This is a genomic window from Paenibacillus sp. Y568 (assembly GCF_059445545.1).
Genome location: NZ_JCAIUM010000008.1, coordinates 189,434 through 214,618 on the forward strand (window position 1 = coordinate 189,434; position 25,185 = coordinate 214,618).

At 41.2% G+C, this 25,185-nt stretch carries 22 protein-coding genes and 3 pseudogenes; 5 read left to right on the plus strand and 20 right to left on the minus strand.

Features of this window, described 5'->3' with window-relative positions:
- Positions 1-82: 82 nt before the first annotated feature.
- The 6 genes from hcp to hemH form a co-directional block, all read right to left on the minus strand.
- Positions 83-1,375 (minus strand): hydroxylamine reductase, encoded by a 1,293-nt coding sequence (gene hcp / locus AC1D7X_RS13505; protein ID WP_495457300.1) that lies wholly within the window; start codon positions 1,373-1,375, stop codon positions 83-85.
- A 125-nt stretch (positions 1,376-1,500) separates the two neighbouring features.
- Complete coding sequence (locus AC1D7X_RS13510; protein WP_495457301.1) at positions 1,501-2,019, minus strand: ATP-binding cassette domain-containing protein; 519 nt, start codon at positions 2,017-2,019, stop codon at positions 1,501-1,503.
- A 436-nt stretch (positions 2,020-2,455) separates the two neighbouring features.
- On the minus strand, positions 2,456-3,232 hold the full coding sequence (locus AC1D7X_RS13515; RefSeq protein ID WP_495475416.1) for a CPBP family intramembrane glutamic endopeptidase: 777 nt from the start codon (positions 3,230-3,232) through the stop codon (positions 2,456-2,458).
- Between the two features lie 268 nt (positions 3,233-3,500).
- Positions 3,501-4,076, minus strand: coding sequence for a DUF305 domain-containing protein (locus AC1D7X_RS13520; RefSeq protein ID WP_495475417.1), 576 nt, complete (start codon positions 4,074-4,076; stop codon positions 3,501-3,503).
- 46 nt (positions 4,077-4,122) lie between these two features.
- Entirely contained in the window at positions 4,123-5,130 is a 1,008-nt protein-coding gene (locus tag AC1D7X_RS13525) for a phosphotransferase (protein ID WP_495475454.1), read from the minus strand.
- A gap of 153 nt (positions 5,131-5,283) precedes the next feature.
- The gene (hemH, locus tag AC1D7X_RS13530) at positions 5,284-6,318 is read right to left on the minus strand and encodes a ferrochelatase (RefSeq protein WP_495475418.1); all 1,035 of its coding nucleotides are present in this window, start codon (positions 6,316-6,318) and stop codon (positions 5,284-5,286) included.
- A gap of 298 nt (positions 6,319-6,616) precedes the next feature.
- Between hemH and AC1D7X_RS13535 the strand changes: the two genes are divergently transcribed.
- Together AC1D7X_RS13535 and AC1D7X_RS13540 are read left to right on the plus strand one after the other, a co-directional pair.
- Positions 6,617-7,111 carry a hypothetical protein gene (locus AC1D7X_RS13535; RefSeq protein WP_495457305.1) on the plus strand — a complete coding sequence of 165 codons (495 nt, stop codon included), beginning with the start codon at positions 6,617-6,619 and terminating at the stop codon, positions 7,109-7,111.
- A 49-nt stretch (positions 7,112-7,160) separates the two neighbouring features.
- Positions 7,161-7,556: pseudogene (locus AC1D7X_RS13540) on the plus strand (DUF2871 domain-containing protein).
- Between the two features lie 236 nt (positions 7,557-7,792).
- Here the strand turns inward: AC1D7X_RS13540 and AC1D7X_RS13545 are convergent.
- The 5 genes from AC1D7X_RS13545 to AC1D7X_RS13565 all read right to left on the minus strand — a co-directional run bounded on the left by AC1D7X_RS13545 (position 7,793) and on the right by AC1D7X_RS13565 (position 13,576).
- A complete protein-coding gene (locus AC1D7X_RS13545; RefSeq protein ID WP_495457306.1) occupies positions 7,793-8,770 on the minus strand; it encodes a ring-cleaving dioxygenase in 978 nt (325 codons plus the stop codon).
- Between the two features lie 260 nt (positions 8,771-9,030).
- Positions 9,031-11,100: an ABC transporter permease gene (locus AC1D7X_RS13550; protein WP_495475419.1), complete on the minus strand. Its 2,070-nt coding sequence runs from the start codon at positions 11,098-11,100 to the stop codon at positions 9,031-9,033.
- On the minus strand, positions 11,097-11,855 hold the full coding sequence (locus AC1D7X_RS13555) for an ABC transporter ATP-binding protein (protein WP_495475420.1): 759 nt from the start codon (positions 11,853-11,855) through the stop codon (positions 11,097-11,099). The genes AC1D7X_RS13550 and AC1D7X_RS13555 overlap by 4 nt, the downstream gene beginning before the upstream one ends.
- 79 nt (positions 11,856-11,934) lie before the next feature.
- The gene (locus AC1D7X_RS13560; RefSeq protein ID WP_495475421.1) at positions 11,935-12,921 is read right to left on the minus strand and encodes a sensor histidine kinase; all 987 of its coding nucleotides are present in this window, start codon (positions 12,919-12,921) and stop codon (positions 11,935-11,937) included.
- Positions 12,896-13,576: a response regulator transcription factor gene (locus AC1D7X_RS13565; protein ID WP_495475422.1), complete on the minus strand. Its 681-nt coding sequence runs from the start codon at positions 13,574-13,576 to the stop codon at positions 12,896-12,898. Before AC1D7X_RS13565 ends, AC1D7X_RS13560 begins: the two co-directional genes overlap by 26 nt.
- A gap of 180 nt (positions 13,577-13,756) precedes the next feature.
- Here AC1D7X_RS13565 and AC1D7X_RS13570 point away from each other — a divergent pair.
- The 3 genes and pseudogenes from AC1D7X_RS13570 to AC1D7X_RS13580 all read left to right on the plus strand — a co-directional run.
- Positions 13,757-13,969, plus strand: a pseudogene (locus tag AC1D7X_RS13570) (sigma factor-like helix-turn-helix DNA-binding protein); the annotation flags it as partial.
- A complete protein-coding gene (locus AC1D7X_RS13575; protein ID WP_495475423.1) occupies positions 13,966-14,658 on the plus strand; it encodes a DUF4179 domain-containing protein in 693 nt (230 codons plus the stop codon). The pseudogene AC1D7X_RS13570 and the gene AC1D7X_RS13575, both read left to right, overlap by 4 nt.
- A gap of 18 nt (positions 14,659-14,676) precedes the next feature.
- Positions 14,677-15,078 (plus strand): annotated as a pseudogene (locus AC1D7X_RS13580) (DUF5643 domain-containing protein); the annotation flags it as partial.
- A 484-nt stretch (positions 15,079-15,562) separates the two neighbouring features.
- Here the strand turns inward: AC1D7X_RS13580 and AC1D7X_RS13585 are convergent.
- The 9 genes from AC1D7X_RS13585 to AC1D7X_RS13625 form a co-directional block, all read right to left on the minus strand.
- Positions 15,563-16,213 (minus strand): ATP-binding cassette domain-containing protein, encoded by a 651-nt coding sequence (locus AC1D7X_RS13585; RefSeq protein WP_495475424.1) that lies wholly within the window; start codon positions 16,211-16,213, stop codon positions 15,563-15,565.
- A 12-nt stretch (positions 16,214-16,225) separates the two neighbouring features.
- Positions 16,226-16,840 carry a hypothetical protein gene (locus AC1D7X_RS13590; RefSeq protein WP_495475425.1) on the minus strand — a complete coding sequence of 205 codons (615 nt, stop codon included), beginning with the start codon at positions 16,838-16,840 and terminating at the stop codon, positions 16,226-16,228.
- Between the two features lie 337 nt (positions 16,841-17,177).
- Positions 17,178-17,696, minus strand: a complete 519-nt coding sequence (locus AC1D7X_RS13595) for an RNA polymerase sigma factor (RefSeq protein ID WP_495475426.1) — start codon at positions 17,694-17,696, stop codon at positions 17,178-17,180.
- Positions 17,697-17,797: 101 nt separating this feature from the next.
- Positions 17,798-18,490, minus strand: coding sequence for a hypothetical protein (locus AC1D7X_RS13600; RefSeq protein ID WP_495475427.1), 693 nt, complete (start codon positions 18,488-18,490; stop codon positions 17,798-17,800).
- On the minus strand, positions 18,487-20,880 hold the full coding sequence (locus AC1D7X_RS13605; RefSeq protein WP_495475428.1) for a M1 aminopeptidase family protein: 2,394 nt from the start codon (positions 20,878-20,880) through the stop codon (positions 18,487-18,489). Before AC1D7X_RS13605 ends, AC1D7X_RS13600 begins: the two co-directional genes overlap by 4 nt.
- A gap of 62 nt (positions 20,881-20,942) precedes the next feature.
- Complete coding sequence (locus AC1D7X_RS13610) at positions 20,943-21,821, minus strand: ABC transporter ATP-binding protein (RefSeq protein WP_495475429.1); 879 nt, start codon at positions 21,819-21,821, stop codon at positions 20,943-20,945.
- A 477-nt stretch (positions 21,822-22,298) separates the two neighbouring features.
- Positions 22,299-23,540 (minus strand): hypothetical protein, encoded by a 1,242-nt coding sequence (locus tag AC1D7X_RS13615; RefSeq protein ID WP_495475430.1) that lies wholly within the window; start codon positions 23,538-23,540, stop codon positions 22,299-22,301.
- A 49-nt stretch (positions 23,541-23,589) separates the two neighbouring features.
- A complete protein-coding gene (locus AC1D7X_RS13620) occupies positions 23,590-24,348 on the minus strand; it encodes a hypothetical protein (RefSeq protein WP_495475431.1) in 759 nt (252 codons plus the stop codon).
- A gap of 530 nt (positions 24,349-24,878) precedes the next feature.
- Entirely contained in the window at positions 24,879-25,148 is a 270-nt protein-coding gene (locus AC1D7X_RS13625) for a hypothetical protein (protein WP_495475432.1), read from the minus strand.
- Between the last annotated feature and the right edge of the window lie 37 nt (positions 25,149-25,185).

Sequence of the window (25,185 nt, forward strand, 5' to 3'; positions counted from 1 at the left end):
CCGTCATATATTAAAAGCAGCCAAGAAATCATCATCAAGGCTGCTTAGTTTGTATTATTTTATTGAATATAGCATCTGTACCTTACGATAACGCCAACATTGCGTTCATATCTTCCTCAGCAGTAGTAATTAACTTCAATCCAAATGTCTCTACCAACACATCCAACACGCCAGGTGAGATGAACTCTGGTGGTTTCGGTCCGATCCGAATGTCTTGAATACCAAGGCTGAACAAGCCCAAAAGAATGGCAACTGCCTTTTGCTCAAACCAAGACAACACGATACTGACAGGTAACTCGTTCACGGTACACTCAAAAGCTTCAGCCAAGGCTAGAGCTATTTTTACAGTAGAACCAGAATTGTTGCATTGTCCAAGGTCAATATAACGTGGAATGCCCGTGTCACCGACCGTGCCATATTCTACATCATTAAAGCGGAATTTCCCGCAAGAAGTGGTTAAAATGACTGTATCATTCGGCAGAGAAGTCGCTAAATCACGATAATAGTTACCTCCTTGACCCGGTGCATCGCAGCCTGCAATGACGAAGAAGCGACGGATATGCCCATCCTTGACTGCTTGAATGATCTCGGGAGCGAGTCCGATCACGGTCTCATGATGATAGCCGGTCGTGAGTACCAACTCTGACTCTACATCTGCCGCAGGGAGTGACAACGCACGTTCAATCAGTGGAGAGAAATCATCATTTGTAATCTTCGCAACATTTTCAAGCCCCGCTACCTCATAAGAGAAAAAGCGATCTGCATACGTACCTTTAATTGGCATGACACAGTTTGTAGTAGCGAGAATCGCCCCGGGAAATTTCTCAAATAGTCTACGCTGATCATACCAAGCTTTACCGATGTTTCCTTTTAGATGCTCATACTTCTTCAACGCAGGATATCCATGAGCTGGAAGCATTTCAGAGTGGGTATAGATATTGATCCCTTTCCCCTCCGTCTGCCGCAACAGTTCCTCCAGCGCATATAAGTTATGACCTGTCACTACAATACATTTACCTTCAATTTTATTCTGACTGACTGTAATGGGTTGCGGAATGCCAAATCGATCCGTATGCGCCTTATCCAGCACATCCATGATCCTTACGGCTGCATCTCCAACCTTCATCGCCATCTCTATATGCTCCTGCACATTAAAGTTGGAATTCGTCAAGGTCATATACAAAGCTTCATGAGTGATTCGATCTACTTCGGGATCGCTATATCCTAGCTGCCTAGCATGTGTCGCATAAGCCGCAATACCTTTCAAAGCAAAAATCATCGTATCTTGTAAACTCGCTATAGTTTCATCCTTACCACACACACCAACCACAGTACATCCACCATCCGGTGTCTGTTCACACTGGTAACAAAACATATTATTATCCCCCAATACATAGATAATTATTCCATTACTATAGCGTAACAGAGCACCAAACCTCCAAGTGTGATTACACACACAAGCTACGAATCAATTATCCATTGATGACATTCTCATCATACTTAGAACCCCAATCCAAACAACCACAATGAAAGTTTCTCTTCCCGCTCCTTCAAGTCTGATGTGTCTCTATTATATTTACCAAGGCAATGTTCAGCAGCTATGCTACCATCCAACATATACAGTACACGTTCTGCTTGAACTGCGACTTTCGCATCATGTGTTACTAGTAGTATCGTTGTCCCTGACTGATTGACATCCACTAGTATCTCCATGATTTCATTTGCAGCTTTGGAGTTCAACGCGCCTGTTGGCTCGTCACCAAAGAGAATCTCGGGCTGATTAATAAGTGCCCTACAAATGGCTGCTCTTTGCAATTGGCCACCAGATACTTGTGTTATATCACGATCTGCAAGTTCGGCAATTCCGGTTCTCTTCATTAATTTTGTAGCTCTATTATTGATGAGCCTGCGACTGCCTTTTTTCTCCCGGTATGCGGAGAGGATAATGATGCGAACAAGACTGCTTTTTTGCTTTAAATCCAGAAAGCAAAATCGCTTCTCAGAGCTGAATATGGCCAAATATAAGGTTCGAAGTGTGTGAATGTAGTGTAGAATAAAACCATAAGGAATAATTGGTAATCTCCTATTTTAATGAAACGAGGTGTATGTAGTATTCATAAGATTCCAGGTATTATTGGTGGAGTAATAAGTATACTAACTTATATCGTAGTATGTTTTTTTAATCCTTATGCAAGTTCGAGTTTTGACTCAATAATTATCTTGTTTATTATGCTATTTATTCCTGCATGTTTGGCAATATATGCTTCTAGTGTAACTAAAAATGGCTTACTCTTATTTTGCATCTTCTGGTCATCTCCAATAATTATTTATCTTTCCCTTGGAGAAGGAATATTTAATTATGTATGGGTTAACCTCATTTTCTATTTTATTAGCTATATATCGATCAAAATAAAAAAGGGCGCCTAAGCAGCCTTTTTTATTTTGACCGATATTACTAATAAACAGTTACTTGGTTGTTTTCGATATTCATCTTTTTCCTATGTAACAAGACAAGAATCAAATAGGCTCCGTATAGCACATATATAATATTTAATATTGAAACAACCTGTATTTCCTTATCCACTATATTAGCGTTCGTCATCTGGGCTAATGCATCGAACATAAAATGAAATAAGATCAAAGGAACAATATTGTGAGTCGTTTCTATAAGTAAAGCAAGAATTAGACCGATAAGAAGTGCGTTGATGATTTGTAGTACCACCTGTATGATATCATTTCCGCTAAGCGCATTTGCCATATGTAGAATACCGAAGAAAATAGAAGAAAACACGATGTAAAATACAGGACCTTTGGATTGTAACCTTTCTCTAATGATCCCTCTAAAAATCGATTCCTCCGTAAAGCCGACAAGGAAAGAAAAAATAAGGATTATTATGATTTGGGATACGCTAAGTTCTAGGTTAAAACCACCCATGATGGGCTGAACAAATACGATAATCAGCAATGGAATATAATAAAGCGTTACATTTTCTTGACGGATATCTAACTTATTGAAGCCAAATATGCTTAAAGTGCGGTCCCTTTTTCTCATGTACACCGTAACAATCACTGCCATGACGAAGAATGCACACGCTTGGGCGACCATGATCCCCGTATCCTCAAAGCCCATAATCGACGCGATCGCAGATGCCACAGATATCAATAAGGTTAACAATATGCCCAACATGATTGAGAATAATATTGGGCGTCCTTTGGCTCCATTTTCTTTCACCGACTTCTCTCCTCTTCTATAATGCATATTTTTTTTCACAATCAAAACGTAAACCTACGAACATCATAATATCATAAAAACATATTACCTAAATTGTGGAAAAACTTCCACCTTTCAAGCTGATTTTCTTTAAGTCTTACAGCACTTCATCAAGGGTTAACATGAATATGCAATATAAAAAGAGATACAGTGTCACTGTACCTCTTGTATCGTTCCAACTTTTTTTGATTATTGTTACCTAACGACATCTAGAGCCATTGTAATCATATTAACAACAATGATCGAGGTGTCTAAGCAATTGTTGCATTTGTCTAATACCTGCGCATTGAGAAGTTATGATTGCATTTAGAATGGGCTTTAGTGGTGGGCAAATATTGAATTGAAGGGCATTGTGTGACATTTGTACAGCACCTTCGTGATGAGGAAGCATTTCACGCACAAAATTTATATTCACGTTATTTGTAATAGGAGCTGAACCCATTCTATTAAACATCGTTTCCGCTATTCCCTTAAATCTGCTCATATAGAGAGTAAGTTCACGATCTGTATTTATTATACAGCTACATTGAGATTGTATGGCTCTCATATTCGCGATACTTTTAGTTTGTTCTGAAATAATATTCGTAGCAATGCCCTGAAGTTCAAGATTTGTTGTGTACCGTAGGATATTCCTAGACATTTTAATTGCTGCTTCATGATGAGGAATCATCTGGTTAATGAAATTATTCGAGATACTATTGGTGAGGCATACACTTGTCATATCTCTAATCATCGTATTGAGAATACTATAGAAAACATCCAAATAGGCTTGCGTCACATGACTTAGTTTACATGTTCTATTCATTAGGCTTTAATCTCCTTTTTTGAATAGTCTATGTGAACCCGTAGGATCATGTGTCTTGACTACATAACTGTATTAATTCCTCTTCCATCCATGTTCGACTAAGCTCCAATTGGCTAAGATCATTAACCAGTGACTGCACCTGTTCATGCAACACTTCAGGTTGATCTGTACCCTTAAGGTAACGACTCATAAAATGAAGGAGTACATCCATTTTACGAAGACGCATGAGTACAGGGATTGCATCAACTTCCACTGGAAGGAGACCACGTCTGCTGCTAAATCCAGCACAAAATTTCCTTACGGATTCTATCTCTTCTTGATGACCAAGGAGTCCGGAGATGATGACAGCTGGCTCCATCGCCCTAACATCCAGTGTACAAAATTCGAAATCTAGTAATGCAGATACTTGATCGGCATTACTCCCATGTACCAATAAGTTAGATACGTTAAGATCACCATGTACAAGCTGATGCGGTAGCTCCTCTAGACCTACAAGCACATCACAGATCTCCTCGTACGCCACGCTAAGTGTAACTAAATCTCGAGTTAGATCATTGAATGGTTCTGGCGGATTATTGCAAAACTCTAAGATGACCGCTCGGGTACATAATGGATAAGACTTCTCTAATTCATAATACGGACGATATGCAGGTGAAACTTTTGGATCAATCTTGGCAAGTATAGCTGACAATTCCCCTGCTACTTCACCAAATGAATAGGCCATGGCAGCACTACTGTTCTTCGGAGATACACCTTCAATATATTCGAACAGACAGGCAAATCGTTCACTACCATCCTCCAGTTGTACAATGGTCTCACCCGTTACCGTCTTGACGAGAACCGGAATCCTGACACTTAGCGATTTACGTTGAATCGATTCTAACACAGCATGCTCAAATGCTATTTTATCTCGGTCCCTATGTGTATCATAGAAACGCAGCACACAGCTTCGTTCTTTATTCTTAATCATATGTGTTGTATTATTCCAACCGCCTGTTCCCTCTTGGATCGTCCCGCTCCACTGGGGCCAATAACGATTCATCATAGCTTCAATCATTTCATCAACCCTTTTACAAAATGTGTTGTAGTTTCTCATCTTCACTGATCTTCATACAGGATAAAGGGAATCTAGCAACTCTACAAATAAGAACATGCCACCATCATCCAACTTTAAATGGTCTATGTATTGCAAGAATCTCAGTTTTCCTTATGTCGTTGTATGTTCACTTATCCAACCTTGAGCGTTACTTAGAGCATATTCCGCAAGGAAATCTAGCCAAGATTCATGATCATTCAGACAAGGAGCCATCGTGTAATTTTCAATAGGTCCGCCTGCATTTTTAAACAATTCACGCCCTTCGATACCTAGCTCATGAAGTGTTTCTAGACAATCGACCGCGAACCCGGGTGCAAATAAGAACGGACGTTGTACACCCTGATGAGCTAAATCAGTAAGTACGTCAAATGTTGCTGGGCCAATCCAAGGTTCCTTACCAAATCGCGACTGAAATACAATCTCCCACTCGTTGGAAGACCAATTCATCGCCTCTGCAAGCAATTGTGCAGTCTTCAAACATTGTTCACGGTAAGGGTCTCCTGTAGCAGCATACCGTTCTGGAATACCATGAAATGTTAGGATAAATTTATCCGGCGGATTCTGGAGTAGCTGTAATTGTTGATCAAGATGCCGCTTCATCGCTGCAATATAGCCAGGATGATCATAAAAGGCATCCGTAAATCGCAAGGTGGGAACAAACCGTTTGGCTGTTGAACCCGAAGCATGGCGACGACCCATGGCAGCAAAAAAGACTTCATCATATATAGAAGCCGATGTCGTTGAAGAATATTGAGGATACAACGGCATCACAATAATCTTGGTTATTCCCTCATCTTCAAGTACCTTCACTGCTTGCTCAATACTCGGTTCACTATATCCCATTCCCACTTCAACCCGGAATTGACCTCCTAGTCGATTCTGTATACCAACCTGTTGATTGTACGCGTGAACCCGTAGTGGTGAACCTTGCTCCGTCCAAATTTCTTGGTATAACTTAGCTGAACGTTTAGGACGAACTCTAAGAATAACACCTCGTAGTAACGGCTGCCACAGTAAAGGGTGGTAATCTACAACTCGTCGGTCCGATAAGAAGCTTTTTAAATAAGGACGGACTGCCTTTGCTGTCGGCTCGCTTGGTGTTCCAATTTGAGCCAACAAAACTCCAATTTTCTCTTGTTTCATCATTAACCTCCCGAATACGTTCAAGACCCCCATCAGAATTTTGCTCTAAAGGGGGTCTACTATATCAGCAAATACTAACCATACTATACCAATGATCTTCCGACAATTTCAAGAGTATCTAGCCACACATAAAAATAGGTATCTTAATTGAGTTATCTGTAGAATGTATCCCTCTACCTAATTAACATACCCAATTTCTAATTAATTCAATATATGGTAAAGTTGTCGAGTGGGAATACATCCATCTGCCCACACTGCTGGGTATACAAGTATGCTAGATTCGATAAGGGGGAATTTTCACATGAAAAAAAATAAGAGAATCTACTGGATAATGGCATTGCTATTATCATTACTCTTAGTAGCTTGTACCAATAACAATGCGTTGAAAGTTACTACTGAGCAAGCAATAGAAGATATCGACACACCTATAATTGAAACAGCCTCGCAAGTTGAAGCGCAAGAAGTCGAAGATAATAAAACTAATAAGTCGAACAATGGTTCACTCATAGAAGCAAAACATTCAGGAAGCGCATTCAAGAGTTATTTCTCGTGTACTCCAGATATGGGTAACCATTTAAACGTATATGTCAAAAATAATAATACGTCCGGAACCGTAATATTCAAAGTACTTAAAGATAATCAAGACTTTGAATTTGTTGATGTTGGCGCTGGCAAAGGTGTGTCAAGAACATTTACAATGAATGATGATAGTGTCATGTCTAGTGACTGGAAAGTCTATGTAACTACTAAAGATGGACATGCTATTGACATCGATGTAAGTGCAGGACAATTTTAAATATAGAGAAGATATATCGCTATCATCCGTTGATAGTATCCTTAATTACGTGAAAAAACTATATTACACTTCTTTTTTCTATGCAGTTCTTGGTTTGCTGGCTGGCATTGCTTATCGTGAAATCACGAAAGCAAATGATTTCAGTGGCAACACAATTTTAGTAGCACTACATACTCATATTCTAGTGTTAGGATTCCTCTTTTTTATCGTTACACTGATCCTAGCCAAGTTATTTCAAGTACATGAAGCTAAATCCTTTGGCGCGTGATACATTGTCTATAACATTGGTTTACTCATCACGATTGGTACTATGGCTACTCGTGGCATACTTCAAATTAACGGAGAAGATATCAGCTTCTTGCCCCATATCTCGGGACTTGGTCATGCTATTCTTGGTGTAGGAATCATTTGGCTCCTAGCTCTACTTGGTAAACGAATTAAATAAATCACAACAAAGGACCCTTGAATATCCACTTCAACGGTCCTTTGTTGTTTCTATTTTAAATGTGTACATGCAATATTACTTTAGGATCGTCTATATGGTCATGGTGTTACATTAATGACACCATATTCTATTTCTGGGGCTCTTGATTTCAAGAGTCCCTTTTCTTTTACACACAAAAAAAGAGGGGTATCCCCCTCATGCTTGCATCGATTCTTAATGCTATAGCACATGCTTCTTTATTCTTTTTCAAATGTGATTGTGCTTCTTACCGTATGAATCGGACGAACTAATTGCTCGATTTGCTCACGTTTAGGTTCTAAGAATGGAGGTAAAGACAACTTTTCTCCAAGTGTCTCATAAGGTTCATCCCCCATAAATCCAGGACCATCCGTTGCGAACTCGAATAGAATTTGTGGTGCAACTCGTGCGTACAATGACTCGAAAAAGTGACGATTAACATACCCTGATGTATGGAAGCCAAATTGATCTAGGCGTGTAATCCATTCATCAAGAACAGCACGATCTGCAACACGGAATGCCGCATGATGAACGGTTCCGAAGCCTTGTCGAGCTTGTGGAAGAACCGTATTATGTTCTACGATAACCTGTGCGCCATTTCCTCCTTCACCTACTTCGAACAAATGGAACACTCCTGACTGATCTATCTCTTTCATCAGTAGAACTTTCTCCAATATTTCTTTGAAATTGTCAAAATTAGCGATTCGAACATGGATTGGTCCTAGACCCGTAATGCCATATTCTAAAGGAATTGGTCCTTTCTGCCACGGTGTACCTGCTGCAACACCTTCGTTATTCTCATCTGAAATCAGCTGGTATTGTTGGTCATCAAAGTCAACAAAAGAAAGCGACTTTTTATTAAATTGTTCTTTGATTCCCGTATGTTTCACGTCAAGTCGATCAAAACGTTTCAACCAATAATCTAAGGATGCATCGCTTGGCACACGGAAGGATGTCTTTGAAATTTCATCTGTACCATGTACTCCTTTCGAAATGCCAGGAAAATCGAAGAACGTCATATCTGTACCCGCACTACCTTCGTCATCTGCAAAAAACAAGTGATACGTTTGAATGTCATCTTGGTTGACGGTCTTCTTCACTAAACGCATCCCTAGCACATACGTAAAAAATTCATAATTCTTTTCTGCACTACTTGTAATGGCTGTTACGTGGTGTATTCCTTTTAATTCATTCATTTATTATTCCTCCAATGGGTTCTCGATTTATTATTCCTATAGTTGGGGTGAACTCATCAAATTATGCGTTTACCTTAAATTAATAACTCTTAACTTAGAGATATTGTATCACGAAAAATACTTCATGTCACTACAAAAGAATATTCTTTTTCTTTTTTGAAGTAAATTTCCTTTGGAATATAGGCTAACACTTGTGTCGAGTCGCCAAAAACACTAACGAAATCGTTAGTGTCTTTAGGTTTAATTATATGTCTGTAACACTATAAGAATTTATTCAGTTCCGAGAAGTACTTTCTTCTGCTTACATAATAGAAACCAATTTGCAGAACTAAAAATACGACCGCAATCGTGCTAGCCTTCCCAAGCAATTGCATTAACATCGGCTGATTACTGAACAGGAAGTAAAAGTAATACATCCCTAGCCCTAATCCAAAAAATGTTGGGAAGAAAAAAGTAATAAATAACTCTTTTGAAACAATTCCCTTGATTTCTTTCGTTGTGACACCGATCCTTTTTAAGGAAAGAATACTTTCTTTCTGATCATCAATGTCTGATAATACTTTATGAAATAATACGACACCGGAGGCGATCGCGAACAAAGCACCTAGAAACATAACGATAAAGAATGTTAACCCATTAGATTCAAGCTGTTCTTCCAGTAATTCCTTCTTATAAAATGGTTTTAACCCCACTAATTCTGCCCTTTCCTTGCTAGAAGCATCTACACTATCTTGTGTGTCACCTGTCCAATAAGTTGGGTCTACACCATTCCGATTACGTAATTCATCTACCAAAGATTGAAAACCATCCTTATTAATAACCCCTTTAATCAGATGAAGGATCTTCACTTGCTCTGCACCTATACTACTTTTTAATTGGTCATAGACTTGATCATCCACAACAAGGGCAGTTCCATAATAGTTAACACGATTACGCACATTATTAATAAAGGGTGCTGTTATTTCAATAAAATCGTCCGTATTGTATTCAAAATACAGCTCTTTGCTTAAAGTCTGGATTAATGCTTCTTTACTCATCCTTGATCTAAGTTTATCATCAATAGACTTCGTATTCATTGCTGTAATAATCGTATCAGGCACTTCATAATCCATATTCTGTTCATATACTCTAGCAGATAGCGCTTGATCAACTGCTACTTCATAATGAGTCCCCATATGATCGTTGTAATGACTTTCACTTATTAGCATGGAACGGTCATCCCAGAGAACCATTGCACTTTCATGCGAACGGAACTCTGGTAATTCGATAAATTCTAACGTCTTATTCTGTTCGATGGTATTCGCATTGTTCTTGAATACTTCCTCTATGGCATTGGCATTCATGTGATTGAATTGATTCGTCTCTATAAACATGACATCAAATGGATTATCCCGATCATTGTTATCTTCACTCGTTGCGTACATCGCATAGACCATACCGATAAAGAACAGCGCTCCTGCAATTAATATGGAGACCATATACAGAGTGGTTTTGTAAGATAGAAATCGATGAGATACGTTGGATAATACGATCAAATGTTTATGATACATTCTCTTAAATCTCTTAATCACTGATTTCAATACTACGAACATCGTTCCAAAAATCACATAAGGACAGGTTAGAGTTAATACAACGAACACAATCATCATATATGACTGATTCTTAAATAGGCCTTCAAGTAGCATTTTGGGCAATAAATAAGCTGATCCAACAAACAAGACGATCGCAATAATGCCTAATACAATATTACTTTTCCCGATACCCTTTTTACTTGAAGATTTAAGAACATCTACGATAGAAGCTTTTCTTAGATAAAAGATGTTAAAGATAAAATTACATATAAATATCAATAAAAATACACCAATACTTAATATAAGAATTTGTCCATTCAACTCATATGCTATTAGATCTCCGATCACCATTTTGTTTAACCCCAAATAAAATAGCTTTCCAAATAGCCCACCAACGATATGCCCAGACACGATTGAAATAACCATAATCCCTGTATTTTCGATCAACAGTAATTTCGTTAAATCCTTCGTTGTCATCCCTAAAGTGATATACATTCCGAATTCTTTCCCTCTGTACTTCAAGAAGGTGACATTACTGTACGTAATAAACACAATTGAAAATAATACAACGCATAGTAGCGCCGTCTTAATGGTTTCATAAAGCGTAGTCTCGCCGACTTGCTCCAATACATCTGAATTATAAAACAAACTTCCAAACATGAACAAAATAGCTACAATTAGCGTATTCACAAAATATAAAGACATGTATTTCTTGAAATTATAGATGAAATTCTTGTGAATAATCGAAGAGAAGGTCATGTTCTCTCCCCTCCGATCACACTTTGCACTTCTAATATTTTATCGAAAAATGATTTCCGATCTCCGGAAGACCTAATCTCCATCTCGATGATTCCATCTTTAATGAAGATAATTCTCTTACAAAATGACGCTGCAAAAGGATCATGTGAAACCATAAGTATCGTACTATGTAGTTCTTCATTCAATGATCGGATGGTATTCATTAGATTATTGGCAGATTTAGAATCCAAATTCCCTGTTGGTTCATCTGCATAAATAACTACAGGTTCATTAGCAATCGCACGTGCCGCTGCCACTCTTTGCTTCTGCCCTCCAGAGATATGATAAGGATACTTATCCTTCAAATCATAGATCCCTAGGAACTTCATAAGTGGGTTAATCTTGTCCTCTATTTCTTTGGGTGCTAACTTGTCCAATATGAGAGGTAACGCAATATTCTCCTGTAAGGTTAAGCTATCCAGTAGATTAAAGTCCTGAAATATGTAGCCTATTTTACCTCTTCTGAATAAAGCCATTTCATCTTTTGTTAATTTCGTAATATCTTTCCCGTCTATGATGACTTCCCCCGAAGTCGCTTTATCTACCCCTGACAAAATATTTAATAAGGTCGTCTTCCCGCTTCCGCTTGGGCCCATGATGCCCACGAAATCACCTTTTTCTACGGAAAGGTTCACTTGATCGATAGCGGTTACTTCCTTTGCACCCTTGTAAGCATTATAAATTTTCACTAGATGGGATATTGTAATGATGTCCAATTCTTTTCCTCCTCATTGACTTATAAGAGAAGTATAGATAAGAAGTGCATTTCTTCTAATGCATTTCCCTTACGTAACCTTACATTTTTGAAAGAAAAGAAAGCGTCACTTCTGTTCCTACTCCTTCTTGTGAATCAATATGGAGACCATGACCTAATTTCTGTGAAATATATTTCACCATATATAAGCCAATTCCAGTTGCCGAACTATTGCTTCTTCCATTCTTCCCTGTGAAGAATGGATCAAATACACGTAGTAAATCTTCTTTAGCGATTCCAACACCATTATCTTTAATGATTAATGATATTTCATCGCTCTTAACTAGACTCGTAATCGTAACATGCTGATTCTTCTCACTGTATTTAATCGCGTTGGATAGGATTTGCTCTATGAGATAACTACACCACTTCTGGTCTGTATACACTTCTAAACTCGATTCCATCTCTATTTTGGGATACACACCTTGATAGATAAAATCTCTTTTCTTGGTATTAATCACTTGAGTCACGATGCTATGTATATTAACCTTTTCCGGCATATAATCTCGGGAGAAGTCATCGAGTCGTAACACGTTTAAACACTCTTCAAGGTTCTGCTTTAATTTTATGTTCTCTTCTTTAATATCTTCAATAGCATCTTCAGAACCTTTCTCTGACGCTAATGCAATGATTGAAATGGACACTTTCATATTGTGAATCCATTGAGAAAATAAGGTGTTTCTTTCTTTGAATGCACTGTTCATTTGATAGATATGTTGATTATATTTATCATGAATGTCATTTATGGTTCCAAAGATGAGGATATCCTCCACGCTTAACTCATCAACTTCCATATGTGGACTGAATTTGGCTTCATTCATTTTCTTGGTGAAAGCATACAACTTAAAACCAACAATGATTAGATAAACGATTAGAATGAATATACTTATACTGACTGGGTATAAGAATTGGTCATATCCATATAGCAAATAGGAAAACAAAATGAGGAGAAACGTATTTACAGCATATATCATAATAACGCCTGATTTCACTTTCAGCAGGTTAACCATCAGTTGAATAAAAGACATAGCCTACCCCTCTTTTTGTCGTAATCATATGATCTAATCCGATATCATTAAGCTTCTTTTTTACTCTTGTTATATTTACGGTTAATGTATTATCATCCACGAAGACCTGTTCATCCCATAACACCTCAAGTAACTCTTCACGCGTAACCACTTCACCCAACTTACTGATGAATATTTTCATAATTCGATATTCATTTTTACTTAAATCAATGATCTTTTCTTGATACTGTAGCTTCATACTTTCGTTCAATAATTTCAAATCCCCGACCGTGTAATCCATTTCTTTATCCCGCTTAGATACCCGTCTGAGAATGGCGTTAATCTTAGCTAAGAGTATTCCTACACTAAAAGGTTTCGTAACGTAATCATCTGCCCCTAACTCCATACCTCGAATTTGTTCACCCTCTTCGCTACGCGCAGACAAAATGATGATCGGTGTATTATACTTCTTCCTTAGGACTCTTAGGTAATAAAACCCATCAAATTTCGGCAAATTGATATCTAATAGAATCAGATTCGGGTTAGCTTCTTCTACCTCTTCAATCACTTGATCGAAATCTGTAACCATCTCCACTTCAAAATCATAAGCAACCAAATAATTTTTGATATATTTTTGCAACTTGATGTCATCTTCAATGACAAATATTTTGTCCATATAATCAGCCTCCAAGAATTCTTACCTTACTATATACTAAACCCTATTTTTTGTAATGTGAGAGAAAAACAATTTCAATACGTTGTATAAAGTGTAAAGGCGCTTTTACAAAAAAATAAGGGGAATCCAACCATGAAGTCTAATGATACAAATTTCATTCAACGATTACAGACCCATGAAGAAGATGCATTAGAATTCATCGAGTTAATCAATCATCTGGAGCCGCTTGATCGAGATATTTTCATCATGAAGTATTTCCTAGGCTTAAATACAGACGAAATATCAATTAAACTCGGAATCACCAGAGCCGCGATCGATAATCGAATCTATAGAGGCAAAAAGAAACTTAGTAAAAACGCCACGAACCTTATGTTGGGAGAGACCGGAATATGAAGGATATCTATGAACTATTAAATGATTCAAACATAGACTTAACTGAATTTGATGAAATCGAAGTCGATGAACTTGAAAAGAAAAGGGTTAAAAGAGCTCTTAAACAATCAATAAAAAACAAGAAAAAGACGAAGAATTGGACAAGGAATGTTGCTGCCGCTTCCATGATCATCGTTCTCTCATTCACAACGTTCGGGATAACTTTCCCCGCTTATGCAAGTAACATTCCAGTGATAGGAGATATTTTTAGTTTTTTCAATCATCAAAGCACAGGTAATCATCTTTATGATCATTATCAAGAGTATTCCACCGAAATGAATTTGACGCAAGAAAGTGAGGGTATCCAAGTAACGATTAATGATGCTATTTATGATGGGAACACCGTATCATTAGCTTATTCGATTGAAAGTGAACGAGATTTGGGCGAAAATCTAAACATCCATGGTATTCCGAAATTCAAAGAATCCAAAGGGATGGTAGCAAACTCAAAGATTGTAAAAGTGGATGAACATCATTATGTAGGTCTATTTCATGCTACTGATCCATCGAAGAATGGAGAAGATACCGTGTATATCCATTGGAATTTAGAAAATATTATTCAACACGATACACAGGAAGAGATCATGGGGGATTGGAATTTCAATTTTTCTCTACAATCTACGAGTAACAAAATCCAATTAATTCATTAAGGTACAGAACAAGATGGCGTAAAAGTAACGATAGGAAAGTTAGCCATCACCCCTATGTCCTTTACTATGTATTACGATATAGAGGCTTCAGAGAAGGTAAGTAGCACATGGCATGATGTAGATGTCGTATTAGAAATCAAAGATAATTTAGGAAATAGATACTCAGGTGAAGGCAATGGTGGAACAGGTAAAGACTCTTATCATATGAGCTGGAGTAAAACATTTCAGAAGTTGGACCCCAATGCAACGCAGCTGATCGTAACCCCTCATGTCACTTTAAGAAGTTACACTTCTGAAAATCATGGGTCTGTAGAAATGAACAGAGGTGGAGAATCGAAGCAAATTCCGATACCTCAGAAATCCGGTGTAGGACAAGTAAGTTTTGCATTACCAAACATTCTTATTGATTTGAAAAAGTAACATGATCTTCTGATCGGACTGCTTTATGTTATCGGGCAGTCCTTGGGAGTTGAACAAAGGGCTACCTCTTGGTAGCCCTTTCATTATTGATCAAGGTTAGTAACACTCCTATCCCATCCAACATCCTTTTTCAAAAATACTTATAACAAAATATCTTGATTGTATACCGCTTGATGCGGTTGAAATCAGAGGGCAAGCTTACGCTTCCTCAGGACAATTCCGCCAACTTCGGTACTTCTTACAAACTCCATAATACATTCAGCTCATATATTCCTTGATCATGGTAAGCATTTGACCACAGCAGCTTAAGGTAGTTTGAAACCTCCGCCTGCACAGCGGTTTCGAGAGGCCTACTCTCATCTTCTGTCTAGCATGGCTATAGTGCTTTTAAGCATCAAGCATTCGTGGCCACAATCGTCAGCGTATCTCTGACCATACTTTGATAGCCGCAGCAGGATAATTTTATATAGAAAGCGGCGCTGCGTCAGTGCAGCGTCGCTGTACCATTATCAAGTTTGATCACAGCATCCAGCCATCCTCCCTGTAGGCCCTCCAATGCGCCTGAAAAGATAGCGACTGTGCCAGGTGTCATTTCGTACAACGTGTCTAGCAGCAGGAAACGAATCTCGATATCCATGCCATAGAGAGGCTCATCCAGCAGCAGAAACCATGGCTCAGCAAGCATTGCCTGAGCAATCATAAGCCGTTGCTTGTTACCGCCTGACAACCTCTGAATGGGCGTCTTCCACTCGGCAGAAAGCCCGAGCCGTTCACATAGCTCGCGAGATCGTTCCTCAATGGTCGCTCGTGGCATCAGCTTCATCTCACCCACATAACGCAAGTATGCATCGACGGTCATATTGTCATAGTACGCTGCCTGCTGTGGCTTGTAGCCCAGATAAGACTTGAAAGTATTCCCTGACAAAGCCACGCCATCAAGCTGATAGGTAATCAGGCCGCGTACAGGCTGGTATAGGCCAGCTATCGCTTTGAGTAATGCTGTTTTTCCGCTGCCATTGGCGCCATCCAGACCATACCAGCCTGGCGGCAAAGCCAGATTCACATCCCCTAGCAACAGGTGACCATTATCTGCATGAAGTTCAACCGCGGTAAGTTTTAGCTCAGCTCCTCGCACCACTCTTCCCTCCTATCCAAATTGCTTGTAATAATGCCGATTGCGTAGCAAAATACTTGAAATAACACCAAGCGCTATTGCCAGACTAACAGCAACAAGCTTACTTGCAAGCCAGTTATCGGACCCGTATTCGCTGAACAGTTGAAATATGCCAAGCCTCTCGCCAGCGGAAAACTGGATGACGCCCACTGCGAGCACAGCCGCGGTACCAGGCCATGTCCCGAAACGAAGCATTGCAGCCAGCGCTGCAAAAACGCTCAGACAGATCGGCAGTAATAGATCTGTGATCAGTACAGTAGTGTTAGTTCTGAATTCACCGTTGGTCCCCGTCATAACGAGTATTCCATAAAACAACAGCGCTAGGAGGAGGTCATATAGCAGAATGGTTCCTATTCTGGCTACCATAAGCTGTACGGGTGCAACAGGAAAGGTCGCCTCAAGCTCACTCATTGGCGTATGCATGGATCGGAGTGAATAGGCCACACTGGCTACAGGAAGCAACAGAATCGTAAAGAGAAATACATCCGTCTTGCCAGGGCTACTGTACCATTCACTTGCAGCCAACCCCTCGATCGCTGTTCCTGTGCCAACCATAAGCGCTGATATAAGCCAAAACAGCCAATGCATCGTCCTTACCTGGGCTGCCATGTGTTGCATAAGCCTTACTGGTAAAGGTATAGCGACAGTTGGTTGCCGCCCAGGCCTGTCATGTCTTGCCACTCGCCTGGAAGAGGGTACAGCAACTGCCCACTCAGGCTGTATGGCATATGCAGCGGCAAGCGACAGCAGGGATTCCGTTTGCTGGTCGCTGGGGCCATCGACGGTATAGCGATCCAGTTGGCTGAATACGGCTCCGATCTTGTCATGTTCCCATCGATCCGCCGCTGCTTCACCCTTTTCCTCTAATTGCCGCTGCTCTTGCAATTCCCTGTGCAGTTGACTGTCGCGACTGGCGTTATCGGCGCTACCGGCTCCGGATATGTAATTCATTCTGATCCTCCCCTTTCTGCAATGTATGGGCCAGTCGCCTGAACGCCCGATACAGCTTGGACTTGACCGTTCCAAGCGGCTGTTCCAGCAGCTCGGCTATTTCATCCAGCTTCAGCTCCTCGTAAAAACGCAATATAACAATTTGCCGCTCCTCCTCAGGTAAAGCGCCAAGGGCAGCAATGACTGCTTCACGCTCATATTGCTTGTCTAAAAAAGACGCTACCGTATCCTTACCGCCGTCTGCCGCATCATACACTCCGGTATCCTTAGCCACCACTTCATAACGATAAGCTCCAGACTTCCATACATCGCGACAAAGATTCGTCGCAATTCGATAAATCCATGGTCGAAACCGTTCAGGCAACCGACCCTCTTGCAAAGCCGTGAACACTCTGACAAAACACTCTTGCACCAAATCTTCTGCGAGCTGACGCTTACTGGTCAATCGGTATAAATACGCATAGATGGTCTGATGATACCTATAGACGAACAACTCCAGCACGGCTGTATTCCCTTGTTTGTATTGCGCGAGCAGTTGCTCATCCGTAACAACAGCCCTGCTGTCCACTTGACTTCCTCCTTCCTCGCTCGTCACTATTGCCTGCACACGAGCCAACCTCTGCCTTTCCCCAATAGAAGTAAACAGCAGAAAAATAGTATTCCAGCTGCCACAAATAATGCGATAGCGTTGTGCGATTTATCTGCGAATCGGCTCACCGGCCAGACAGCTTGAAATAAATAGTAACGATTGAGCGGCATACTAGACATAAAATACTCCAGCAGCCACACCGTTGCCCCCACTCCTAGCCCGACAGCCATATTGCGCCCTAGCAGACTGCCCAATGCCGCCAGACCACCAACAAACATATTCACACTGAGGCTATGTGTGATTATGTACGCTAGTTGTGCCGTACTTAAAGGGATCGCCCAGCGGTCAATTGTCCAGAGCAACGCTGCTTCATAGATAACAAGCAATAGCGCAGCGATCGCTCCTCGCTCGGCGAACACAAGTAATTGTGAATATGGATAGCTGAAATGGTGGGCAAAAGTACCCTCATTGAAATCATCGGAGAACAAGGCCGCACTTAAAGCAATCGAAAGTAAAGGCAGAATAAAAATATAAACCAATTTGACTTGATAAAAACCTGTAGATGGTAACAACTCTGGCAGCATGAGGCAATTAGCTGCTATCAGCGCCGCAATAATAGCTATAGCTAGCAAGTAGCCGCCCCATAGTATGCGCCATGCATATTTTGCACGGGACAAAAGAATGAGGGTGACCTTCATTTTCCTCCCTCCGTTTTCCTTTGCAAATAGCCTCGCAGAAGCTCTTCCATTTGTTCATCGCTGTCCTCGATTAGCTGCTCTGTGCCAATACTGTCATAGACAAGCTTGATGACATCGTAGACACTTTCAATACCGTACTGGCTGTATATGGTATTCATAAGGTCATAAACCTGATTCGGTGTACTGTTCAAAAAATAGCTGCTAACAGGTTCGAACAATCGATCTGGCAGTTCCCCTCCGACCAGCTTGAGCTCGTTATAAGCCTGAAAAAAGTTGTTCAGTATATATTCGGCGTTTAAATTTAACATTCTCGCATTTCTAATCTCTCTACGTTTGGCACTGTAATCAAGCCAGTATTGCCCCGTTCTCAGTTGGATGTTCCCATTCTTCCCTCGATCAATTTCCGCCCCAAAATAACTTAACTCAGACAACGTAGACAAAAAGTGGATATCGCGAGCTTCCGGACCTCCAACTGCTGCATCTACCATGCCCAGGGTGCTCATACTCACCATATTCAAACTATAATACGGATAATCGGCAAGCGCCATAGTAACCGTCTGGGGAAAGCTCGTTGCAGCTTCTCCATCCAACATTTTCAAAGTACGCGCTGCTTGGGCGTAATGCCTGGCTGCGAACTGTGCTGCTTCTTCGACAGAACGGTCAGGCAATTGACCAGATGCCAGCAGACGCAACGTCTTGCCGTCCGCTGTCGCTTCTGCAAGCTGCAGATCGCCCCCAAACAATGTCAGTCCGCTTGCTTCATCCAGCTCCAGGCGCGTGACGGTCGCTCCCTTCTCTCCAGCCATCTTACTAGTAATGACAGAGGCGTTGGAGAACAGTTTCAAGCCACTTGGCCCTGTGATAGCAACCTCAAAGCCCGCCATAGGGCGCGGTAATTGTGTGTCCAGAATATCTGTAGCGTGACGCCCCCATTCGTAGTGATCGGTAAGCAATTCCGATAGCCGGCTATTGCCGATAACAGGGTACCAGCCATAGAAAGCTGGCAGGAAAATCCTGTTATCGTCGACAACAGCGATCTGCTCGCATCTATCCCTGCTAGGAGCGACGGAATAATAATGCCGCCAATCATTTATGGTACCGCTATATGTCATCTCGATCTCCAGATGCTCCCCTGGCATAACATCCGTAGCAGGCTTGATCCAAAGTACATCTGTAGCCTCTTCCCACTCATAGGCAGCATCAGCACCGTTCACCTTCAGTTCCTGTACGTCAAAAATATGTCGCAGCATGATTGGGAATCGCTCTAGCGTCTCCGCTTGTCCATTGCTTGCTTGCATCGTCGCCTGTATTTCTAACCCCTGTCGCGGAAGTAATTCCAACTCCAGCTTGTAGCTGTTAATGTGTAGATCATGGAACTTCATTCCGACAAGCAGATCTTTAATATGCGATACCGAGAGCGGATTGCTGGTAATCCCGTTTGTGTTAAGGGTGATCCGAGACATTTCCTCAATATCCGCCTCCGTATATTTACCCGATGCAATTCCAGCAACGAGCAGTTGCTCCAATTCACGCTGTTGCGTGATATCATTGGTTGAAGTAAGATGTTCGCGATAGAAACGTTCATTGGCATCCGCAATATCGACCCGTTCTTGCAGGTATCCGTACATAGCACTACCTTCCCATAACAATGCTGCACCTAGAATCAGCATCGTGGGATAGACCAGCCATGCCTTGACCCGTTCCCGCCTGCGTCTACATACTACAAGTAGAACAGTCATGACCATTCCTGCTGCTAAAGCTGCAACCATGCCGCGATGCAGCCAAAATACCGGATCATATATAAATCCCCACATACGTGAGTAAGACTTACCAATATATTTAACTAGTGAATAATCGAACCAAATCTGCGTATGAGGGGGTAATGAAAAAGAAGGGCGATCGGTCTTAAAAAATTCCGGTAAAATAATTGCCAAGCTAAACAACAGGACGAAGCTGATCAAGTAACTGTATCGCTTGCGGATAAGGATACCTACTAAGTAGGCAATTACAGTTGCAAATAACATTGGGATGGCAAAGGAAGCTAATACAGCAGAGGTATACCATTCACGCATTCCCCATGAGATGCCATCATTTACGACCAACCATACATAAGCCCCCATCGGCACGAGCGCAGCTGCTAACGGAAGGGTTACAGCACAGAGCAAACGTGCAGCCTCCATTTCCCATGTTCGATACGGAAAGGTAGTCATCATGGTTGCTGTCTTCCATTCTTCATCCCGCCGTGCGATTGCTGTTGCCAGCAAAGGCAAAATAATGATGGCTACAAGGCAATACACCTCAGAAATATCCATCACGTATACTGCACGATCCAATTTGGCATCGGCGGTCTGAAACATCAAATACAGGATGCCGACCACGGTTGCCAGCATCAGATACAAGCCTGGGCCACGCAGCAGCAGCTTGCACTCGGTTTTGTAATAGCGAATCAGGCTCATTGGCTATTCCCCGCTCTCATGACCGCGATATATCCGTCCTCAAGTCCTGCCTTTGCCTGGACTGCTCCAGGTAATGGGACAGAACTAGCAAGAACACGCGCCTCATAGCCGGCTCCTGAACGCTTTGCAGTCACGATGGCTGCAGTTTCTTTGAGCTCTGCAAGCTTCTCATCACCCACTTGGACCGTCCACACTTGTCCCTGCACACGCTGGAGCAATTGTTCTTGCGTACCGTGAAATACGATACGCCCTCCGCTCATAATCGCCATACTATTACAGTTATTATCAATATCGGCGACGACATGTGTAGACAGTAGCACAGTACGATCTTTACCCAGCTCTGTCAGCATATCACGAAATCGCATGCGTTCTTCGGGATCAAGCCCTGCCGTAGGCTCGTCCACAATAATGAACTGCGGATCACCGAGCAACGCCTGGGCAATACCGATGCGCTGCCGCATCCCGCCAGAATATTTGCCTATACGCACATGGCGCTTCTCCTCCAGATTGACTCGGCGCAGCATTTCGGCTACTGCTTTCCTCCGGGCTTTTCCATTTGTAATTCCCTTCATGGACGCGACATAATCGAGATATTCCGCGCCTGTCAACTTGCGATATACGCCAAACTCTTGTGGCAGGTAGCCAAGCAAGCCACGAATTTCACGTTCATCCCGCCCAAGCTTGCAATGTCCAATTTGTACATCCCCTGATGTTTTCGGTATTACTGTTGCCAATATTTGCATCAATGTTGATTTTCCCGCCCCATTGGGACCGAGTAAGCCGAAAATACCTGTACCCAATGTCAGGTTAATTCCGTTCAGTAATTGTTTACTGCCATATTTTTTGCACAATTGCTGGATAACTACATGCATCATTACCTGCCTCCATTCGTACTTGGCCAACTACCGTGCGCACGAGTAGATTGTCGAACAGTATAACGACACTCACTTCTAAAAGTTTAAAAAACAGGTAATTTTTTTATTAAAAGGTATCCTTGCGCTGCCAATATGACATTTATTCGATGTGTCCTTACACAAATTCCACCATTTATTACACTTACATTTCAATCTATCTGCTCCATATACTCTCGCAAGCCTTAGACAGTAAGGACTTTAGTTTGTTTAGCGACCTCAACCAACGTACGTTCGCCCGATATGAGATTCATTTATCTCAACGCTGGCTTCCTTCAGATTCCACCTCACAGTAGACACCCTTGCCTTAAGCTATGGCTACTACTTACTGCCTTCACCATTCTATTCGGGACTTGAACCTTAGAAATAACGCCCATGCTGGGCGCACACTAACAAAAGCCCAAACGTTGAACAAGTGTTTAGGTCGCACCGAATGTTGAGTTACTTCTTTGTGCCCTTAGGTAGCACTTCCACCGCAATCTCAGCCCATTTGACAGAGCCATACGGCGAACTCCCACCCACAAACACATCTGGACTATAAATATTTACTAAATAAGTACCCGGCTGCTGAATGACGACGGAACCGCTGAATTCCTTGTTCTTGTCGAGTGGAACTACTGTCTTCTTCCCGATCAGATGATAATCTCCGCTCTGAAACATGGATGCTTGGAACGAGATTACATTACTCTGGATTTGATCATCCGTAACTATTCCTGTGATAGCTATGGATTCCCCCGCTTGAATTCGAAGATATCCTTGCGTCGGTTTCGTGAAGCTTATATCCTTCTTATATTCAGGGTGATTATACAAGATTGGAATCAACGATGGGTCCGATACTTCTCGATGAACGACAATGTCCGCAGATCCCATGTAATTGGTATAAATCTTAAACGGATTCGCCCCTGGACGAAGATCTACGGTATATTCAATCCGACGAAACTCTCTATCTCCTACAATAATCGGCCCACCGATTGTTTTCTCAGTGCCTGTTATCGAACTGATGCCCCCTCCTATCATACTTGTGAACCCACCGTCCCCCATGTTTTGCAACAGATACACGTGGCCGAATTCTTTTTGCGCTAATGCACTGAAAGTGATGGTATTGTCTTGTGTTGTATAGGTTGGTTGTATCACCTTAACGACCTTATCGTTCCAAGTCAGATGTAAGCCCCCTTTACTCCAGCTATAATTAACTCCCATCCTAGGTAATAGTGATACCGGAACGTACAACTGTCCGTTTTTCGTAAACGTCGAGGGAATCGTTCCATCCAACGCTTCGAGTGATCCGTTAGACTCCACGTAAATCTTCGATTGGTTCGGCAACAAGTGAAAGAACGAAAAGTTTGCAGGATTCTCAGAGTTAAACTCAGCCCAATAGCTTCCCGTCTTTGCCTGCCACTTGACCTTCGCCAAATGCGCCGTCTCCAGCCATTTGAAAGGAAAGTAGAGTTGCTCGTTCTTCTTGAGTAGCGGTGCTGCTTTCAATGTTACAGAATCCAATGATACAGATGATTTATTCAGTGATGCAGTTAAATGGTGAGGTACCAGATAAAACACAGCTGCATCTTCGGTCACAATCGGAAAATCCGAAACGGAACTCTTCGCATAGCTCAATTGCACTGGGAAAACACCAGAAGCAATTAAACAAGCACATACCATTAGAACTATAAAGACTCTTCTCATACGATAAACACCACATTTCATTTTTTTAAATACAGAAGTTATTTTAACTTTACAATCCTGCCGCAGCTTTAATCTGTTTCCTTTGAATCATAATGATCTCATTCAATCTTACTGTCCCGAATGCACCTACTGAAAAGGCATTAACTTTTGGATAATAGACCAAACGAAAGGATGTACTATCCTGAAGGTGTACGCGCAGAAACATGCCATTTTCATGCTTTATTTTCTCATAGACCTCATTGAAACTAACATGTGACAACGGTAGTAATTCTTGAATGAATTCAGATGATGCTTCCATGCTAAAGTCGCCGATCAGACTTCCATCCATACCGCTTTCTAGACTTACTTTCTCCACTCTTCCGTCAATGTCCAATAAATCACCTATTGTAGCTGCATTTGGATTATCAGATACTTCATAAATCTTGTTGTCAGCTATGACACGGAACTCTATCTTGTAACCCTTCATAGCATATATATCGGTACCTATTGGAAGGAATGCCGCATCCCCATTCTTCTCCACATGATCTGTACAGGCATGTTCACTGAGCATATAGGAGACTTCACCTACCTTATCTCCAAGTTGGTTTGAAGTTGCCTCCTTCGTTTCCCCGTCGTTCTGATGATACCTAATGTTATTGATCATTAGAAAATCGACCCACTCGATTTCCTCCATACATGGTTGTGGTGCTCCCTTTAATACTGATTTCAGCGCATTAATCTGAGAATTTATACTCACTCCTACATCATCACACCCGGTTACTGTCAGGATAATCAGAAGCACAAATAGTGTCTTACTCGTCCGCTTCATTATTCCCACCAATTTCCATCACCTCAATTCATAGACGATCTGGCTGTCCTCAAAGTTTCAGTAGATTTCAATCTCACTAAATTGCTCGTAAGTTTCAAAAAAAGATTGCCGAAGAATCTAGCAGCCTTACTGTACTATACGTGATATCACACGAATGACGGGGTCATTTACATTCACGTTTTGAACCACCCATTCCATAGATTTATTCAATATATAATGAATGACAATTGTCTTTCTCTCATCAGATATCCACAACTTATCGCCTACAATAGCGGTGATCTCCGCATCCAGTTCTTCTTTACTGAGAAAAGAATAACACTAGTCGTGCAAAATACTTTCTTCATGATTGAACTCCCCCCATGCCTCAACAACATGTTATCAAGAGTACTTGTTTAAGCATTCTATATTTACTTAACGCTTTATTGAATGATAAAGTTCAACATTTTATTCTGAGCAAATCTACCTGTTCGTATATTGATCCCTTTCAAAGTGATTCCGCTATCTCCACTAATTCTGCTCCTGTTACTACATTACCCATTCATGTTACCATCTAGATCATTACACCTAGCGAACTGATGGGTAAATGCAATTGCGGGGACTTTGGCAGGTAGATGAATGGATTTATTAAAGAGCTGTTCACATTCTTTTAGCGAAATATCGATAGATTTATATCCATACTGATGGTACGACTTCTCAAATGGTTCACGTTCGAACTCGCCTTGCTCTTCACTATTGGAATTTATCAGCACACCTTGTAACTTTAACAATAAAACAAATAACATTATGTAGGAAAACTTCATAGTACCACCGCCTTCTCAAGATGGTGATAGTGTTCCC